Origin of the sequence: Alcanivorax sp. NBRC 102024 (genome assembly GCF_001602235.1) — a bacterium.
In the GTDB taxonomy this organism is placed as follows: Bacteria; Pseudomonadota; Gammaproteobacteria; order Pseudomonadales; family Alcanivoracaceae; genus Alcanivorax.
On sequence record NZ_BDAS01000013.1, the window covers coordinates 1 to 18,262 of the forward strand.

Sequence of the window (18,262 nt, forward strand, 5' to 3'; positions counted from 1 at the left end):
TACCGGAGCTGGACAGCAAGCTGTAAAAAGCCTGCAGTCAGCACCAACAAAAAACCCGGCCTTGTGCCGGGTTTTTTGTTATGGGATTGCGCTCAATCAGTCTGACTCCGGCTCTGTACACTCCAGCCTTACACTAACCTGAAGATCCGGCCAGGGGTCACTGATGTGGGTGGCGTCGCAGCGAGGCGTCAACCCAAAGGCGGGATCAGTGGGGGAGAGGGTGGCGAACCATTCGCCGCGAGGCCGGCCATTAAAGGCGTCGGTTGACTCACCGGCCCCCAGAGTGATCGGCCCGACGGCAGGATCGCTTGTGCGAAGCTGAATCGCATGTCCCGAGGTATTTGTCACCGTTATCACCTGCACGCTGTCACTGGCATAGCGTCGCTCACGCCATCCGTACTCCCGATCCAGATCGATGGATTGCCATCCGGGTGTGGCGCCGTTGCACACAAAGGGAAAGTCGAAATCCCGGGTACTGGGAGGCGAGAGTTGCAGCATTTCGGTGGCGACGGACATGTCATAGGTCTCGCCATCCGTGATCAGCGTGGCGGTAAACCGGGTACTGGCTCCGGGAGTGACTGTGCGGGAATCCGCCAGGGCCTCGTTTTCGCCATTTACCGGTGGGCTCAGGGTGAGCGTGTCAGCGGTGACCGTGATCGCAAAGGGGGGATAGCAGCCATCATGATTCGGGCAAACCTGGGCAACGCCGGGAGGAAAATCGGAGGGGCAGCAGTAGCCGTCCACACACCGTCCATCACTGGGGCATTCTGATGCCGTGGCACAGCTTGGTGCCGTGCTGTATGCGTCACCGAAAACGCTGCAGTGCGATTCGTCACGGGGCATATTGCGGGCATCCCAGCTGACGGTGATCGGGTCGCCGGGACAGAATAAACGGGGTTCCGCTTTCAGTTGCGCCGGGTCACCGGGTAGTCCATCCAGTTTTACGGCGCAGGCTGAGATCAGTAAAAGAGAAAATAGAAAAGCGGCAGGCAGTCCATTGCGCATCGTTGTTACTCCCTTGTGTTGGTGATAATGCCTCTCTCGGTTGGTGCTATTCCTGCCGCCGGGGTTGGCGCAGGGCGAGTCAGTTAAGTGTAGGGTCCGGCAAACAGGAAAGGGGTGAACTGCCTCACTTTTAGCAGTGATAATGCGTTTCCATCATGACGGACCCTATTTGGCATATCGGGGGCACTCCATGCAGATCTTCAAGGGTAAAACGGCGCTGATTACCGGTGCATCCAGCGGTATTGGTGAGGAAATGGCTAGGCAGCTGGCTGCGGTGGGCTGCAATCTGATTCTGGTAGCGCGGCGCACTGAGCGACTCGATTCCCTTGCCGCGGAGCTGGCATCGGTCACCGTTGATGTGATTACGGCTGATCTGTCTGATCCGCAAGCAGCCGAAGCGGTGTTTGCACAGACGCAGGCCGCCGGGCGGCAGGTGGATATTCTCATCAACAATGCCGGCTTTGGTTTCCAGAAACCGCTGTTGGCGGTGGATCAGCTGGGCATGGTTGATGTGAACGTCCGCAGTCTGCTGGCACTCACGCAGCTTTTTGCCACGCCCATGGCCGAGCGCGGAGAGGGCTGGATACTGAATGTCGCTTCTGTGTCGGCCTGGTTCCCCATTCCCGGTATGGCCACGTATGCAGCCAGCAAGGCCTGTGTGCTGCACCTGAGTCGGGCTCTCCATGAAGAACTCAAGCCTGCTGGCATTGTGGTGACAGCATTGTGCCCTGGCGGCACCCGCACGGAGTTTTCGTCCATCGCCCGTGAGCGGATGGATCCGGATCTGGAAAAAGCCATGATGCCAGCAGACGAGGTGGCAGTGGCAGGGCTGAAGGCGCTGGCCAGGGGGAAAGCGGTGGTGGTGCCTGGTGCCTTGTACCGAACCCTGGTCGCCTTGGTGCGGGTTTTGCCGGCTAGCTGGGTGACCCGCCTGGCGGGGGCGGTCATGGGGCGACATCACTGATGCTGCTCTTAATTTCCGCTGAGCGTAGGGTGCCACTGAGCCTAAGCGAACTGCACCGATCCGGCGTTTGGATGGTGCAGTTCGCTTAGGCTCAGTGGCACCCTACGTGAAGCTTAACCGTGGTTGGCGATGTCTTCCGCAATGGCCAGTGCTGCGGTCAATCCGGGGGATTCGATGCCCAGCAGGTTGATCATCCCTGTGATGCCGTGCTCCTTTTCTCCCTGTATCAGAAAATCCCGATAGGGTTCTCCTGCAATAAACAGCTTGGGGCGGATGCCGGCGTAGGCGGGGGAAAGCCTGTCTGAGTTCAGCTCTGGCCAGTAGTGACGGATGGCGTCTTTGAAGTGCGGCAGCCGGGCCGCATTGATCTGGTAATCCTTGTGTTCGATCCACTCCACATCCGGGCCGAAGCGGGCCTTGCCGGCCAGGTCCACGGTGAGGTGAATGCCCAGTCCGTCTGCCTCTGGTAGCGGGTAGATCAGCCTGCGGGTGGGACTGCGCCCACTCAGGGAAAAGTAGTTGCCCCGGGCCAGTCGTTGTTCGGGGATGCGTTCTTCGGGGAACCCGACACAGCGCTTCAGCAGCGGCACGGCATGCAGCCCAGCGGCATTGATCAGTTGTCGGCACTGTAATTCGAAAGGGCCGTCGTCGCTGTCCACATGGAGTAGCAAAAATCCAGGTTCACAGTCTATCCGGCGCACCCGGTGGCGATAGCAGAGCAGGGCATGCTGCGCCTGTGCATGCTCGGCAAGTCGCGCCATCAGCGCATGGCTGTCGAGGATACCGCTGTGTTCGCTGAGCAGGGCTTCGTTGGTGTGGAGCCAGGGCTCCTGTTGATGCAGCCACTTCTGGCTGCAGCGGTGTAATCCGGTGGCGCCGCTTTCCAGCGCGTTGTGATGCAGTCGCTCCAGTGCGTCCTGTTGTTGTTCATTGGCGACGACCAGTTTGCTGCACTGCCGGTAGGAAATATTCTGTTCCTGGCAGTACCGGTAAAGCAGAGCGTTACCGCGCAGACACAGGCTGGCTTTCAGGGAATCTGGTGGGTAATAGAGGCCGGCGTGGATAACTTCGCTGTTGCGGGAGGAGAGATGCTCGCCAAAGCGGCTTTCCTGCTCGAGCAGCACCACGGATCTTGAGGGCGCAAGTGCACGGGCGATGGCCAGGCCGATAACGCCGGCGCCGATAATGGCGGTATCGATGCTTTCCCGTGGTTGCACAATCATCAGCCCTGAAATGACAACGCCCTCAGTGTGAGGGCGTTGTCTGTATCGGACAAGACTGGCGAGCGTTACTCGTCCACGTTGTCATAGAACATGTAGCGCGCGGTTTCGTATTGCCCGCGAGCCAGCTTGAAAAGTCGGTCGAAGACCTCCGGATGCTCTGCGGCCACGTCTTGCTTCGGGGTATCGCTGTGAAGGTCATGCAGGGTGGCGTTGCTGCCATCCGCATTCATTCGCACCAGAAAATCTTTCGTCACCATGCCGTAGATGGGGTTCGGTCCCTCTCGCAGCACCACGAAATTGGCGCGATCACCTTCCGGGGCGGGGATCTGGAAATCCCGGCCCAGCGTGGTGTTGCGATAGTTGAGCCCCAGCATCCCGGCAACGGTGGGCAACACGTCTACCAGGCCGACGGATTCCTCTATGACCCTGGGTTTCAGATAACGGGGGGCATAAATGATGTGCGGAACATGGTTACTTTCCAGCCCCAGCTGATCCATGGCCGGCATATGGGGCAGGGTGGTAATGCGGTTACTGTGATCACCAAAAAACACGAAGATGGTGTTATCAAAGTAATCGCTTTCCCGGGCCCATTTCATGTACTCGCCCACGTTGTAATCCAGCAGCCGTACGGCATTGAACTGGGCGGCACTGCGAAACCCGAACTTGGCCAGCTCCTCATCGGACAGGTCCGTGCGCGGCTGGAAGTCACCATTATTCTCCGGGATGGTAAAGGGGCGGTGGTTACCGGCGGTCTGGATGAAGGCAAAGAAGGGTTGGTCATCCGGCAGGTCGGCGAGAATCCGGTTGGATTCGCGGAACAGATTCAGATCGGATATCCCCCAGACATCCACGTCCGGAGATTGCCAGTCGCCTTCCTCATGCAGTTCGAGGTCATCAATGGTCTGTTGCACCAGCCCGTCCAGGTTGGCCCAGCCGGCGTTACCGCCAATGAAATAGAAATTCCGGTAGTCCGGAAATTCATTCAGCACGGTACGCTGATGGCTGGTCAGGGGGTTGCGACTGGCGCTTTCAGTGGGAGCCACGTCGGGGATGCCGGTGAAGGTGGCCCAGATGGTTTTGGCGGTGCCGGTGACAGGCACGTAGAAGTTTTCGAACCGCCAGCCATCGCGGCTTAGTTTGTCCAGGTTGGGGGTGCTCTCAATGGGCAATCCATAGCTGCTCACCCGGCTTGCCCCGAGGGATTCCAGCATGATGAAGACCACATTGGGCGGACGCTCATAGTCGAGCTTGTGGCTTTGCACCTCCACCATGCGCTCGAAATTCAGGTCCTTGCGCTGATCTTCGGGGATGCCGAGGTGCTCCGCCATGAGGGGGTAATACTCGGCGACCTTTTCCTTGTCGAACGGGGAAACCGGAATCAGCAGGGTATCGCGAAAATAGAGGACCGGATTCAGGCCCAGGGCGCCAATGGCACGGTCACCGGAGACAAAGGCTTCGCTCCAGCGCAATGGAATCGGGTTAAGAATATTGATATTGCTGACCCGGCCAAGAATGGCAAAGAAGAACAGGGCAAAGCAGACCAGAAAACCGGCTGTGGCCTGGAGCCCGGAGATACCGGCGGCTGACCGCTGCAGCAATTTGCGCTCGGCAATCCGGGCCAGCCAGTAACTGCCTGTCACGCCGCCAATCAGGCCCAGGGTAATCCAGATTACCGGATAGCTTTCCCAGACCATCAGGGTGGAATCCCGGGTGTCCTGGAGGAAGCGCAGGGCGGTAACGTTCAGGCGTTCACCCAGATAGGCATAATGCCCAAAGTCGAGAATATAGGTGAGGCCGAGCAGGGTCAGTGCAACGATCAGGTAGGCATGCGCAAGGACCCGCATCACTGCGCTGGTGAGCAGGTTGAAGCGGGGCAGATAGGCCAGCGCGGCAAGCGGCAACATCATCAACAGGGCCAGACGCAGGTCGAAGCGCAACCCGATCCCCAGGGCGCTGAGCACGGCGCCTGAATCCGCATCCGGGGTGGAGGGAATTTCTGAAAAGCCGAAATAGAAAACCGCCCGCAGAATGACCATCAGGCTGAAAAACAATGCCGTCATGGCCAGCAGGTAGTGCAGGCGTCGTGATTTCAACCAGGTCATGCTGATGTCTCCGTACCGGGGAAACTGAAAAATTGGCGCCTATGCTACCGGGAAGGGGCCAGTGACGCATGGTCAAATCGCCGCTTTTGGCGGTTATTTGAACAAATTTCAGCGGGATGTCGCGGCTGGCTTGGGCGATGACGGGATAATGCCTTTAACCGGCCGGGACGCAATGGTATTAAAGGCATTCGCTGACGGGAGACGGACATGAATTTTGACGAGATCCTGGCCACGGTGGACGGCCAGGGCAGCGGCATGATGCCAGAAGGGTGGGGGCAGGGGCGTGCCCTGTTCGGCGGTCTGGTGGGGGCCGTGTTGTTTGATCATCTGGAAAAAACCGTGGCCGGGGGCAGGACCTTGCGCAGTTTTTCCCTGTCCTTTGTTGCCCCGATGGCGCCGGGCCCGATCAGCCTGCACAGCCAGGTGTTCCGGGAAGGAAAATCCGTGATGCAGGCCATGGTGTCGGCGCGCCAGGAGGGTGAGGTCGTGGCCGCCATGCTGGTCAGCCTGGGGGCTGCCAGGGAATCCGGGGTGATTGTGCCCCCGGCCGCCGCGCCGGCCATGCCGCCACCGGAACGCTGTATAGAGCTCCCTTTCATGCCGGGTCTGACACCGGATTTTCTGCAGCACTTCCAGATGCGCTATGCGGACGGCATGCCTCCCTTCAGTGGCAGTGCGGTGCCGGATTTCAGTGGTTACATGGGCTTTCGAACGCCGCCGCAGGCCATGAGCACGGCGGCCCTGATCGCGCTGGTTGATACCTGGCCGCCCTCGGTATTGCCCATGTTGAAGAAACCGGCGCCGGCCAGTTCTCTGACCTGGACCATGGAGTTGCTGGATGATCCCGGGTCGCGCCCCGCGGATACCCTGTGGCAGTATCGGGTAAAGACGGATCAGAGCAGCGATGGCTATGGCCAGAGCCAGGCAACGATCTGGGACGGGGAAGGCAAGGCGGTGGCATTGAGCCGTCAGACATTTACGGTATTCGCATGAAAAAAGAACTGCCGCCGATCAAGGCGAAAACCCTGGGAGATAAGGTGCCACGCCGTGGGCATTGGCTGTTGGCCGGTCTGGGCCGGGTGATCCTTGCTGCCATGGGATGGCGGATCGTCGGCACGCTCCCCAATGTGGAGCGCGCGGTCCTGGCGGTGGCGCCGCATACCTCCAACATGGATGGTGTGATCGGTATCAGTGCGATACAGAGCCTGCGTGTCCATGTGAAGTTCATGGCCAAACACACCCTTTTCGAGGGGCGGCTGGGCCGCTTGATGGTCTGGCTGGGTGGCATACCGGTGAATCGTGACAGTGCGGACGATGTGGTGGACCAAACGACGGCCGTGATGCGCGAGAAACCTTTCTGGCTGGGTCTTGCGCCAGAGGGAACGCGGGAGGGCGCCGAGCGCTGGAAAACCGGGTTTTACCGGATTGCCGAGCAGATGCAGATCCCCATCGTCGTGATTGGTTTCTGTTATCAGCGGCGTCAGGTCCGTATTGTCGGCAGCTTTATGCCCACCGGTGACCTGGAGCAAGATATGGCCCGGATTGTTCAGGCGTTGGCCGATATCGTGCCGCGTCGCCCGGATCGGCTTTCCGGGCCGTTACGCAACCATGGGCAGGGCCCTCAAGCCTGAGCAGTGCGGTCCCGCTCCCCCATGCGGTCGAGGAAATGCTGGCGGCGTTGGGCGGATTGCAGTGCAAAGGCCAGAGGCCGGTGTAGCTCGTTGAGCAGCGCTTCCTCGGGGGCAGAGAAGGGCCGGGCCCCGGCTACCTCTACAATACCCAGAGCGACGTCGCCCTGGTGAATCGGCCACATCAGCAGAGTGGCAGGTTGACGCTTGCCTTCTCCCACTTCCAGATCCAGATATCCTTCCGGCACGCTGTGTTGCTGTATCAGCAGCTTCTGATTGAGCGCCGCCCCCAGCAGTGTTTCATCCCGGGGAAGTCGGCGGCGCGCTTCTGCATCGGCATTAAGGCCCCAGGCCGCCAGGCGAACCAGCTCCTGATTTTCCAGCGTGTACGCGGCCCCGGCTTTTGCGTCGATTTGTTCAATGAGGTAGCTGAGCACCCGTTCCAGCAGTTGCGCGGGGGTCAGGTTGCCGGCGATACGTTCGAGAAAGAGGTTGAGCTGTTGTTGGCGCAAGGTGTCCCTTTCGGCCTGTTCGCGCCAGCGGGCCAGCTGGGCGGACTCACTTTCCAATAGCAGGTTGTTGGCGAAATTGCGGCGGGCACTGATATCCAGAATGTAGCCATTGAGCGTGCAGATCAGCAACGGAATGGCGAAATAAAGCAGCATGGAAAGAAGCGGCAGGGGCAGTTGTCGTAACAGGGCGAGAAGTAGCGCCGCGGCGAGTGCGCACAGGCAACTGGTCAGCGTCTGTCTTGGCGGCAGGCGCAGGATGGAGAAACCGATAATCAGGATATAGATGGTCTCAAAGGCGGAAATCTGTCCCGGGAAGAGTCCGTCGAAACGGATGGCGCCCAGCAGGGTGCCGGTGAGGGCAAGGCCGAGTGCCAGATAAAGGACTAGGACGGTATGCGGCTTGAGCCAGGACAGGCGGGTGCTGCACCACAGAGCCACCAGCGCCACCGCAATGGGGTATACGCCGTAATTGCGCCAGGCGACCATCTCGGCCGTATCCACCAGCAGCATCACGGGCACGACCACCACCAGATACAATAAACCCAGCAGATAGACGGAATGGCTGATCAGATCCCTGGCGCGGCTGTGAGCATGTTGCCGATACCGGGCTTCCAGATCCCCATCGAATGTCACCAGCAGGCTGTCCAGCGCGTTGCGCAGAACGGCCTCCTGACTTTTGCTGATCGCTGCTTCCGATGCTGCGGGCATGGCGTTACCTGATTATTATTCCGTTGCGGTATCTCTGAATAATGCTTTGCATATCCCGTGTGGCCTGAAGGGAGTGGTTGGCGTGCTTTGTCGCCACGCGCTGCATGGCGCTTCTTCCCTAAAGACTGCGGTGGTATCCAGAGTCTCCTTGATTCGCGAGCTGTGACAGCGCAGTATTTTGTCAGCCTGATCGCGAACAAATGGCGCTCGCGATATTCAATAATGATCACAATCAACAGGAAGCATCATGACCGATACCGCACGTTTTGAACAAGCCCAAAAAGATGTGAAAACCCTGGACCGCAAACCCGGCAATGATGATCTGCTGTTCCTCTATGCCCACTTCAAACAGGGCAGTGCCGGTGATGTCAGTGGCAAGCGCCCGGGGATGATGGACATGGTGGGCCGTGCCAAGTACGACGCCTGGGCCAAGCTCAAGGGCATGTCCGCGGATGACGCCAAGCAAAAGTACATTGATAAGGTCGACAGCCTGTTGAAAAGCCACAAAAGTTAATCGATCAACCTCTGGCTTGCAGCAGTTGGGCCTTGCCCAGCTGCGCTTCCCCGGCCAGGTTACGGTAAAACCGTTGTAGTTCGGGGAGCTGAGCCTGCAGGGCCTGGCGAACCTGTCGCCGGGCCGCCTCCATCTCTTGTTCAACGCGCTGCTGGTTTTCCTGCATCTCCCGCTTTCGTTTTTCCAGTTCCGCAGGCAGGGCGGTGCTTCCCAGTTTGTCCAATCGTGCATTGATACGCTGCAGACGGTCGCGGGCATCGTTCAAACGGGCCTGGAGATCCTTCGCATCCGGGGCGTTGTGCAGAACTCGTTCCAGGTCGGCAATTTCCTGGCGGGTGGCGCGCTTTTCCATCTTGGCTGAGGTGCGAAAGGCGCTGTTGGAAAGGTCCCGGGCGGTGGCATGGTGAATGGCGTTATGCAGGGATTTCTCCTGTTGCCGAAGACACTTGCGCACGTTGTTGGCGTTGATCAATTTACGGGTGGCATCCAGTACTCCGCTGTCATGATCGCGGACCATGGCCAGTACCAGCTGGTCCATGACCGTGGTGCTGTTACCGGCAACACTGTTGGTGAGCGACCGGTAGAGACGGTCCGGGTCATCGGCCAGGGTTTGCAGGGCTTTCATGTTTTCCGCCACCTTGTTCAGAGCCAGGTTGTAGACCGGCAGGGCCTGCTCCATGGCCCCCTGATTGCGCCAATCATCGCCGGCCAGCACCAGACCGGAAATTGCCCGTGGATTGCCCGGAAAGCGCGCGGCTATCCGCACAAACCAGTCCCTGGCCCGTTGCCGGTCCCCGTCCAGTCGATAGCTCTCGGCCAGTAGCAGGGCGGCATCCACCGCTGCCGGGCTGCGCTGTTCTACCTGACTGAGTTGTTGGCGGGCAAACTCGGTATCGCCATCGCGCAGGGCCATGGCTGCCAGGCGCAGACGGGCGTAGTTGCCAAGAATGGGTTTGTTGATACTGTCGGTCCGCTCGTTATAGCGGATCAGCTCGGGGGTGTCGCCGTTGTTGGCGCCTGCGCCCAGTATGGTCAGCAATTGCTGGTCCAGGGAGGACAGATGCACAGTGAACGACCCTTCTGCCTGGCAGTCCGCGGGGGCTGCCTGCAGGGCAGGGGTCTGCAATGCGCCTAGAAGGCAGCAAATGGCCAGGGTGATTGCTCTCATTGTCCCATCGTTTTGTTATTGGTTATCCGGGCTTCAGGCAATGCCGCTGGGGCGTATTGCACTGGCAGGAGCTCAGCGAGAACCTGCCTGGCAAATGGTGCGCCAACTGTGGGCGGAGAGAAGGAACTGGGTCACAGGGCGGTACACAAATTTATGCATTCCGGTGTGGCATTCCCCGCGGGGACCCTGTTGCCGAAGCGGCGGGGCAGGCAGGGCAAAGCCCCGCCTGTGGCACTCAGAAAGCCCTGATATTGGCGATAACAAGGCCGATTACCACGGTGGCTACCAGCAAGCCCACGCCCATAAGAACGGTGGCAATGATGCCCAGCACCTTGCCGGCGCGAGTCATGCCTTCCCCGGCCGGATCCATGTCACCTCTGGCCATGCTGTTCAGGTCCTTGCTGCCCAGTATCCAGGCGACGATCCCCAGCGGCGCGAAAAACAGGATACCCAGCAGACCGAAGGTCAGTACCAGCCCGCCTCGATGGGCCGGAAAATACCCTTCGGGACGAAATTCGACCTGAGGGGGCGCGGAGGCGGGAGCCTCGGGTGACTGGCGACCCGCAAAGGCCGCAAACAGCAGCAGGGCGCTGATGGCCAGATAGAACAGGTTGTAGGCGGCGGTAGCGATGATGGAGTAGGTGTCCGCACTGATCACGTCATCAAACATCCACTCCATCAAGACGATCTGGTTGAAGATGATCCAGCCGTTCTGCAGCAATGTGAGGAGACCGGCGATCAGGACCAGTATGGCGGCCGTGCGGGCACGCTCCATGAATATGCCGGCCAGCACAAAGGCAGTGATTGCTACCAGGGTGCCGGGAGCAAGGGCGGGAATCAGGGTGAGAAGATCCGGTCCCATAAGACATCCTTTTCGTTGGGGGTGAGGAAAGTATCAATCCTGTGTGGAAACACGTGACAGAACCTGTTTCAACAGGCTTCTGACCGCTCGCCAGCGATTGACCAGCAGTGACAGGAAAATCAGCGCGCAGCCAGCCACCTGCCACAATGTCATCTGCTCGGTAAACCAGGCGGCAGCCATAAGGGCCGTCCACATGGGTTCGAGTACCATGATCACAACGCCGTGGCTTTGCAGTGACAGGCTCTGTGCATAGGTTTGAACGAGAAAGCGCAGGGCGGTGCCGACGGTGGCGCTGAGGATGACCCAGATCGCCAGTTCGAGGGTGGCGTCCGCCGCGGCCTCGCCCCAGGGCTCGAAAATGGCGGACAGCATACCCGTCAGCACACCGACCACCGCCAGTACCACCGTGGTCAGCGCCAGGGCGGGAATGCGAGGATGTTCGATGGTGTTGCCACTCCGGTCAAGGGTGGAAATGGTGTTGGCGGCCCGGGTGTTGAGGTTGAAATAGAGGGCGAAAATGGTCGCCGCCGCCACAAAGAATAACTGCCCGGCTTCAAGATGAAGGCCCTGTTCCAGTGACAACAGGGCCAGTCCGGCGGCGGCTACCGGCAGCGCCAGCCAGGTGCTGCCTGGCACCGGCTCGGCAAACACCAGCCGCGCGATTACCGGTACCAGCACCACACCAAGACTGGTGAGAAAGGCCCCTTCGCCCACATGTTCGGCCATGGCCAGCCCCATGACCCAGCAGCTCATGGCAACGCCAAAAACCACACCTACCCGGGCACAGCGAAACAATTGCCGCCCGTTGAGACGGCGCAATTGCGGATAGGCGATCATGGCCAGCAGGCTTGCAGCCAGAAGGAAACGCAGCGACATGAACAGCAGTGGCGGCATGGCCAGTACCGCTTCTCGCGAGAACATCCAGCTGATGGCGGCGAGCAGGGTGACCAGCAGTAGTAGCAGATCGGCTTTGTGGGCTTGGCTAACAGGCACTGAACAGGATTCGCATGGGAAAAGAGCTGGCGATGGTAGCACAGGCCCGGACTCCGGTAACGACTGTTCAGGCGACATGGATCAGGTCAAAGTGGACACGGATTAGCGAGTTACGAGTCACGAGTTGAAAGGAGCGAAAGGCATATAACAATGCGGGCTCTGATCTTTTCGCTCCTTTCGACTCGTGACTCGCGACTTGGAGACTGCCAAGTCCGGGAACGGTGGTGATATATCGTAGCACCCGGACAGGGTGTGGCTTTATGGGTTGAGGTAACAATGTTTGCAGCCTGGCGAAACTGGCGCGACAAGCGCCGGGTCAAAAAAATGGGATACACCGAGGCGGAATGGGAAGCGGCGGTGGCCGACTGGCCGGTGTTGCAGCGCTACCAGGGAGAGGCGCGGGCCCGGCTGCGGGATCTGAGCTTTCGCTTTCTGGCGCGCAAGAGTATCGCTCCAGGTTCCGGTTTCGTGATTACCGACGCCATGTGTCTGCGCATTGCCACCATGGCTTGCGTACCGATTCTGGAATTGGGCCTGGACTGGTACGACGGCTGGTACACGGTCATTCTTTATGAAGGAGACTTTATCCCCAACCGGCCCTGGCAGAGTGAGGACGGTGTGGTGCACGCCAGTGGCCCGGTGCTGGCCGGTGAGGCCTGGCACCAGGGCCCGGTGATCCTGTCCTGGCAATCGGTGCTGGAAGCCGGGCAGGGCAGTAATGTGGTGATTCACGAGATGAGTCACAAACTGGATATGCGTCGCAACGGGGCCAATGGTGCACCGCCACTGCATCCGGGGATGAATCCGCGGCAGTGGCACGAGACCTTCACGGCAGCCTGGGATCGCCTGTTCGATGATTATGAGCAGCACCGGCCCCTGTCCATCGATCCCTATGCATTGACCGGGCCGGGGGAGTTTTTTGCCGTTTGCAGCGAAGCCTTTTTCGAGTCACCGGCGTCGTTGCTTGGGGACTGGCCGGATCTCTACCGGCTGTTGGCGCAGTTTTACCGACAGGGAGAACAGCCATGAAATTTGTTTTCGAAGTGCGCGTGAAACCGGGCTTTACCGTGGAGGAATATGCCCAGGGTTGGGTGGAAGCCAGTGAAATCATTCAGCAAACCCCTGGTGCCCGTGGTACCTACCTGCATCGCAAGATCGGTCACCCCGATACGGTTCTGGCCATCGCCCATTGGGACAGCAAGGCCCACCGGGATGCCAAGGACGACAGCCGCAGTGAAAAGGTGAAAGCGATCCTGGCGAAGCACGCCAAGGTCTGTGAGGTCACGGTAATCGGGGAATTCGACGAACCGGAATGGCAGGTGCTGCCGGAATAGGCGGCCTGCCGTAGCTCGTGGCCGCACCTTTATCACGAAGCCGCTGTAGGAGTTCCGCTTGGGGGACGAACCACGCGTCAGCGTGGAAATCAGGCGCAGAGTCTACCCGGGCTTCGGTCCGCAGCAGCAGAGCAACCGGCTCTCTAGAGTGATCAGGTGACGCTCGCATCGACTGTTTCTTCGCCAAGGCGCGGATTCGTCCCTCAAGAGGAACTCCTACAACAGGGCGTTCGGGGATTTGAAACAAAAGAGCCGCCTTGCGGCGGCTCCTGAAGCCGACTCAGGATTGCTGGGCGGCTTCTTCGGGCAGGGTGATGTTCAACTCGAGAATTTCGCAGCCGGACTCCCGGTCCAGCTGAATATTGACCGCATCCTGATCCACAGGAACATACTTGCGAACCACCTGCAGCAATTCTTCCTGCAGTTGCGGCAAGTAATCCGGTCCACCGCGGGTGGAACGTTCCCGGGCCACAATAATCTGCAGGCGTTCCTTGGCCACCGATGCGGAGCTCTGCTTCTTGGGAAGCAGGTAACTGAAGATGCTCATCCCTTAGCCTCCAAACAGACGGCCGAACAGACCTTTCTTGTTCACATTGACGAACCGATGGGGCAGTTGGTCGCCGAGGAAGCGGGCAACCGCATCGCTGTAAGCCTGACCGGCATCGGAATCGATATCCAGAATCACCGGGCTACCGGCGTTACTGGCGTTCAGCACCGCCTGGGATTCAGGGATCACGCCGAGCAGTTCAATGGCGAGAATTTCCTGCACATCCTCCACGGACAGCATCTGGCCGTTCTCCACCCGTTCCGGTGAGTAGCGGGTCAGCAGCAGGCGAGCCGGGATATCCCCTTCACCCTGTTCGGCACGGCGCGTCTTGCTGGCCAGAATACCGATGATGCGATCGGAGTCCCGCACACTGGAGACTTCCGGGTTGGTCACGACGACCGCCTCGTCCGCGAAATACGCGGCCATCAGGGCACCTTTCTCGATACCGGCCGGGCTGTCGCAGATGATGTAGTCCATCTTCATGTCATCGCGCAGGGCGTTGAGGACGCCTTCCACACCTTCGGTGGTCAGGGCGTCCTTGTCGCGGGTCTGGGATGCGGGAAGGATGAACAGATTGTCCACCTTCTTGTCCTTGATCAGCGCCTGCTTGATGTTGGCATCGCCACTGATCACATTGACCAGGTCATAGACCACTCGGCGCTCACAGCCCATGATCAGGTCCAGATTGCGCAGGCCCACATCAAAATCAATCACGGTGGTTTTGAAACCGCGCAGGGCAAGGCCTGTGGCCAGCGCTGCACTGGTGGTGGTTTTGCCGACGCCACCCTTGCCGGATGTCACGACCACAATCTTCGTCACGCTCTTCTCCTTACCTTCGTCTTTCCGTGGCGCCAGCTACTTTAGCTCAGCGCGGTAAATTGCATGGCGTCACCGTCCAGGGACAGATACACCGCCCGGTTGCGGTGCGCCTCGGGCAGATCTTCGGCTACCCGGTAATGGCCGGCAATGGACACCAGCTCGGCATTCAGTTGCTGGCAGAAAATACGGGCACTGCCGTCGCCGCGGACGCCTGCCAGGGCGCGGCCACGCAGTTTGCTGTAGACATGGATATTGCCTTCCGCCATCAACTCGGCACCGGTGCTCACGGGCGCCAGCACGATCAGATCGCCACGGCTGTAGACCTGCTGACCGGAACGGACCGGCTGATCCACCACCAGTGTCTCGATGCGCTGGGTGGCGGTGGGGACTTTCTCTTCTTCCACCTGCGGGGCCGGCTCACTGCGGCGCGGCACATCGCGGCCGCCAGACAGGCTCAGGGTACCCAGGCCCAACATGGCGGCGGTATCGCTATCGATGCCGGTGGTGCGGGCCAGGGCCACCAGATTCACGCCCAGGCTGCGCAGGGTGTCCACTGCGGCCATCAGGGCCACCGGCTCCACCTCCAGGTCCTTGCTGACGTCAATGACAACCGGAGCTTCCTGCAGCCACTGGGCGGCATCTTCCAGCCGTTGGCTGACTTCCTGGTGCAACAGGTTGGCATCCAGATTTTTCAGTTGCAGGACCGTCATCATCAGCATGCGGCCCTTGAATTCGAGAACGGTATTTTCTTCGACGACTGCTGTCATTCCTGACCTGTTGTCCGAGGGGCAAAGGACGCGGGACAGTCTCCAGGCGGAGGCTCTCCGGAGCACGTCTGGCCCGGTGGGGCGTAATTTTGGCAAAGCCTAGACGAAAGCGGCGAGCCGTAAAAGCGCCAAAAGGGTGATATGAATGTTAAATCTGCGTGATATCCCGGTGACAGCGTAATAACTGGTGGAAAAAGCAGCACTTTCCCTGTCGACGTGGCCTTGTGGCTTTTTGTGAAACTGTGGACGAGTTGGCGACCTTGCCAAAAATCTCCAGTAGGAGGCTGCTGCGACGAAGCCGCTGTAGGAGCTATGCTTGCATGGCGAACCGCGCTTGCGCGGAAATCGCCCGGAGGGCGATCAGAAATCTCAGAGCTCGACAGGTCTTTCCAGAAACGATGGAGGATAAATGTTGACTTCTGCCGCCTCGCTACGCTCGGTTCGCATGTCGCAGATCCCCCTGGGGGGACAAGCATAGCTCCTACGGGGGGCTTCGGAGTATAGGGGAAAGGAAAAAGCGGAGGGGCCTTGCGGCCACCTCCGCCTGGTTGGATTTACATCATCGGCCGCTCTGCGTGCACGTTGACGTCCTTCAGCTCCATATCGAAGGCGTCGGTGAGCAGGCAGTCGTAGCGCATGGCATCGTACTCGTTCACCGCCTCTACCTGATCGGCGTCGATGATGCCCTTGCTGGCGGCATCCTGCAGTTTCTCCAGCATGGTCTTGCCTTCCAGTTGGCCCTTGCCATCGGCTTTCAGGAACGCCAGATAGGCCGGCTCGACTTCCAGCAGTTTGTTGAAGGTTGCCTCCACGCGACCGATGGAATCCTCCGGGTCCTGGGAGATATAGGCCGGCTCCGCCAGGGCATCGCGTACCGAGCTGGGCGCCATGATCATGTCACCCAGGGTGCGGATCTGGTCGTCGCTGGGGGCCTGGGCCTTGCAGGGGCGACCGAACGGGAAGAACAACCCTTTCAGCAGGTAGCCGACACCAAAGAAGCCGAAGTTGCGGTAGAAGGCTTCCAGAGCGTCGTGGGCCTTGCTGAAGGACCGGCGCAGCGCATAGCTGGCATGGGCGTCATTGGCCTCGTCCCGTGGCAGGGTAGCGTGGTACTTGAGAATGGAGCAGGCAATCAGCAGCTGACTGTGCACATCCCCCAGCCGTGCCGAGAGCAGCTCGCGGCGCTTGAGGTCGCCACCCAGCAGGGCCAGTGCCATGTCGGCCGTGCTGGAGAGCACCGCGCTGTAGCGGTTCACCAGTCGATACCAGGGCGCGCTGAAGGCGTCCGCGTTGCCCGGCGCATCGGACAGATAGGGCCCGGCCAATGCCTGGATAATGCCGCTGCTGATATTGCCCAGGGTATGGCCGACGTGGGAGAAGAACAGGGCATCGAAATCCTGCAGCCCCTGTTTCTTGTCTTCCGCCTGGATGGCCTGCAATTCATCGTACAGGTACGGGTGGCAGCGCATGGCGCCCTGACCAAAGATCATCAGGGAGCGGGTGAGGATGTTGGCCCCTTCCACGGTAATGGCGATCGGTGTGGACTGGTAGGGCAGGGCCAGGAAGTTACGCGGCCCCAACTGGATACCGCGACCGCCGGCGATGTCCATGCCGTGGTTGATCAGCTCACGCATCATTTCCGTGGCATGGTATTTGGCCATGGCGGTGACCACCGACGGTGCACCGTCTTCCAGCGAACGGGTGACCAGGTGGCGGTAGGCTTCCAGGGTGTAGCCGATGGCGGCCACTTCCGCGGAAGCTTCCTGTACCCCTTCAAATTGCCCCACAGCGGTATTGAACTGGCGACGAATCCGGCCGAAGGCACCGGTCATCCGGTAGCCGATTTCGCCGCTGGCGGTGGCCAGGGCAGGCAGGGAGACACCGCGACCGGCGCCCAGACATTCGATCAGCATGCGCCAACCGCGGCCGGCCATCTCCGGCCCGCCAATGATCACATCCAGCGGAACGAACACGTCCTTGCCGTTGATGGGGCCGTTCATGAACGGGGAGCCCGGGTAATGGCGGCGGCCGATTTCCACTCCGGGAGTGTCGGCAGGAATCAGCGCACAGGTAATACCCAGCTCTTCCTTGTCGCCGAGCAGTTTTTCCGGGTCGTAGAGCTTGAAGGCCAGACCCACCACGGTGGCCACCGGGGCCAGAGTGATCCAGCGCTTGGCAAAATTCAGGCGCATGCCCAGCACTTCCTTGCCGTCAATCTCGCCTTTACAGATCACCCCGGTGTCCGGAATGGCGCCGGCGTCAGAGCCCGCTTCCGGACCGGTCAGGCCGAAGCAGGGGATCTCGTCACCCTTGGCCAGGCCCGGCAGCCAGCGGTCCTTCTGTTCCTGGGTGCCGTATTCGGCCAGCAATTCACCGGGTCCCAGGGAATTGGGGACCATGGCGGTGACTGCAGCGGTCAGGGAGCGGGTGGCGATCTTGCTCATGATGCGGCTCTGCGCATAGGGAGAGAACGCTTTGCCACCGTATTCCTTGGGGATGATCAGACTGAAAAAGCCTTTGTGCTTGAGGAAATCCCAGACTTCTTCGGGCAGATCCTTCAACTCGTGGAAAATTTTCCACTCATCCAGCATGTCGCACAGTTCCTGGACCTCGTTGTCCAGAAACGCCTGCTCTTCGTCAGTGAGGGTAGAAAACTGGATATGGGCAAATTTTTCCCAATCCGGTCGACCGGAGAACAGGTCGGTCTCGAACCAGGTGGTGCCCGCTTCAATGGCTTCACGCTCGGTGTCGCCAATGGCCGGCATGACTTTTCCCAGCGCGTTGTACACCGGCTTGGTGATAAATTTTTGCCGCAGATCCACATGATTGAGCAGAGCGACACCGGCCGCCAGCAGAATCAGGGAAATCGGGTGAACCAGCCAGGGGGCCAGGAAAGCGCTCAACAGCCAGACTACTACAAAGACAGTGCTGCCTATGCCGCGACTGATTCGCTGGTAGAACAGGGTCATCAGCGTGGCAATTAACACTACAATAGCCAACAGGCTAAGCATGGTGATCTCCTTTGCCGTGAACCCGGGCAAACAGGGCCCAGGTTGTTTTGAATACAATCCAGCGTACTCAAAGGTCATGTACATGGCGTGAAGCCTTACAGACCT

Annotated in this window: 17 protein-coding genes; 6 read left to right on the top strand and 11 right to left on the bottom strand. The window is 59.8% G+C overall.

The window, feature by feature from the left end; all coding sequences use genetic code 11:
- Nucleotides 1-96: 96 nt before the first annotated feature.
- On the bottom strand, nucleotides 97-1,005 hold the full coding sequence (locus tag A0251_RS15400; RefSeq protein ID WP_062817728.1) for a hypothetical protein: 909 nt from the start codon (nucleotides 1,003-1,005) through the stop codon (nucleotides 97-99).
- A gap of 190 nt (nucleotides 1,006-1,195) precedes the next feature.
- On the opposite strand from A0251_RS15400, the gene A0251_RS15405 reads away from it, so the two are divergent.
- Nucleotides 1,196-1,969: an SDR family oxidoreductase gene (locus tag A0251_RS15405; protein WP_062817778.1), complete on the top strand. Its 774-nt coding sequence runs from the start codon at nucleotides 1,196-1,198 to the stop codon at nucleotides 1,967-1,969.
- Between the two features lie 113 nt (nucleotides 1,970-2,082).
- On the opposite strand, the gene A0251_RS15410 is transcribed toward A0251_RS15405, so the two are convergent.
- Nucleotides 2,083-3,192, bottom strand: coding sequence for an NAD(P)/FAD-dependent oxidoreductase (locus A0251_RS15410; RefSeq protein ID WP_062817729.1), 1,110 nt, complete (start codon nucleotides 3,190-3,192; stop codon nucleotides 2,083-2,085).
- A gap of 65 nt (nucleotides 3,193-3,257) precedes the next feature.
- Entirely contained in the window at nucleotides 3,258-5,294 is a 2,037-nt protein-coding gene (locus A0251_RS15415) for an LTA synthase family protein (RefSeq protein ID WP_062817730.1), read from the bottom strand.
- Nucleotides 5,295-5,501: 207 nt separating this feature from the next.
- Here A0251_RS15415 and A0251_RS15420 point away from each other — a divergent pair, with 207 nt between their 5' ends.
- Entirely contained in the window at nucleotides 5,502-6,287 is a 786-nt protein-coding gene (locus A0251_RS15420) for a thioesterase family protein (RefSeq protein ID WP_062817731.1), read from the top strand.
- Nucleotides 6,284-6,925 (top strand): 1-acyl-sn-glycerol-3-phosphate acyltransferase, encoded by a 642-nt coding sequence (locus tag A0251_RS15425; protein WP_062817732.1) that lies wholly within the window; start codon nucleotides 6,284-6,286, stop codon nucleotides 6,923-6,925. The genes A0251_RS15420 and A0251_RS15425 overlap by 4 nt, the downstream gene beginning before the upstream one ends.
- On the opposite strand, the gene A0251_RS15430 is transcribed toward A0251_RS15425, so the two are convergent.
- Nucleotides 6,916-8,142 carry a GAF domain-containing protein gene (locus tag A0251_RS15430; protein WP_062817733.1) on the bottom strand — a complete coding sequence of 409 codons (1,227 nt, stop codon included), beginning with the start codon at nucleotides 8,140-8,142 and terminating at the stop codon, nucleotides 6,916-6,918. The genes A0251_RS15425 and A0251_RS15430 overlap by 10 nt on opposite strands.
- A gap of 247 nt (nucleotides 8,143-8,389) precedes the next feature.
- Between A0251_RS15430 and A0251_RS15435 the strand changes: the two genes are divergently transcribed.
- Nucleotides 8,390-8,656 carry an acyl-CoA-binding protein gene (locus A0251_RS15435; RefSeq protein WP_062817734.1) on the top strand — a complete coding sequence of 89 codons (267 nt, stop codon included), beginning with the start codon at nucleotides 8,390-8,392 and terminating at the stop codon, nucleotides 8,654-8,656.
- Between the two features lie 4 nt (nucleotides 8,657-8,660).
- On the opposite strand, the gene A0251_RS15440 is transcribed toward A0251_RS15435, so the two are convergent.
- From A0251_RS15440 to A0251_RS15450, 3 genes are all read right to left on the bottom strand, one after another.
- Nucleotides 8,661-9,824 carry an OmpH family outer membrane protein gene (locus A0251_RS15440; protein WP_062817735.1) on the bottom strand — a complete coding sequence of 388 codons (1,164 nt, stop codon included), beginning with the start codon at nucleotides 9,822-9,824 and terminating at the stop codon, nucleotides 8,661-8,663.
- A 235-nt stretch (nucleotides 9,825-10,059) separates the two neighbouring features.
- Entirely contained in the window at nucleotides 10,060-10,686 is a 627-nt protein-coding gene (locus A0251_RS15445) for a hypothetical protein (protein WP_062817736.1), read from the bottom strand.
- 33 nt (nucleotides 10,687-10,719) lie between these two features.
- The gene (locus A0251_RS15450) at nucleotides 10,720-11,679 is read right to left on the bottom strand and encodes a DMT family transporter (protein ID WP_062817737.1); all 960 of its coding nucleotides are present in this window, start codon (nucleotides 11,677-11,679) and stop codon (nucleotides 10,720-10,722) included.
- Nucleotides 11,680-11,955: 276 nt separating this feature from the next.
- Between A0251_RS15450 and A0251_RS15455 the strand changes: the two genes are divergently transcribed.
- Nucleotides 11,956-12,708, top strand: coding sequence for a zinc-dependent peptidase (locus A0251_RS15455; RefSeq protein WP_062817738.1), 753 nt, complete (start codon nucleotides 11,956-11,958; stop codon nucleotides 12,706-12,708).
- On the top strand, nucleotides 12,705-13,013 hold the full coding sequence (locus A0251_RS15460; protein ID WP_062817739.1) for an antibiotic biosynthesis monooxygenase: 309 nt from the start codon (nucleotides 12,705-12,707) through the stop codon (nucleotides 13,011-13,013). The genes A0251_RS15455 and A0251_RS15460 overlap by 4 nt, the downstream gene beginning before the upstream one ends.
- Nucleotides 13,014-13,293: 280 nt before the next feature.
- Here the strand turns inward: A0251_RS15460 and minE are convergent, their stop codons facing one another.
- From minE to A0251_RS15480, 4 genes are all read right to left on the bottom strand, one after another.
- Nucleotides 13,294-13,560: a cell division topological specificity factor MinE gene (gene minE, locus A0251_RS15465; RefSeq protein WP_062817740.1), complete on the bottom strand. Its 267-nt coding sequence runs from the start codon at nucleotides 13,558-13,560 to the stop codon at nucleotides 13,294-13,296.
- A gap of 3 nt (nucleotides 13,561-13,563) precedes the next feature.
- Nucleotides 13,564-14,379 carry a septum site-determining protein MinD gene (gene minD / locus A0251_RS15470; RefSeq protein WP_062817741.1) on the bottom strand — a complete coding sequence of 272 codons (816 nt, stop codon included), beginning with the start codon at nucleotides 14,377-14,379 and terminating at the stop codon, nucleotides 13,564-13,566.
- 41 nt (nucleotides 14,380-14,420) lie between these two features.
- Complete coding sequence (minC, locus tag A0251_RS15475) at nucleotides 14,421-15,146, bottom strand: septum site-determining protein MinC (protein ID WP_062817742.1); 726 nt, start codon at nucleotides 15,144-15,146, stop codon at nucleotides 14,421-14,423.
- Between the two features lie 554 nt (nucleotides 15,147-15,700).
- A complete protein-coding gene (locus A0251_RS15480) occupies nucleotides 15,701-18,157 on the bottom strand; it encodes an acyl-CoA dehydrogenase (protein ID WP_197461959.1) in 2,457 nt (818 codons plus the stop codon).
- Nucleotides 18,158-18,262 lie beyond the last annotated feature (105 nt).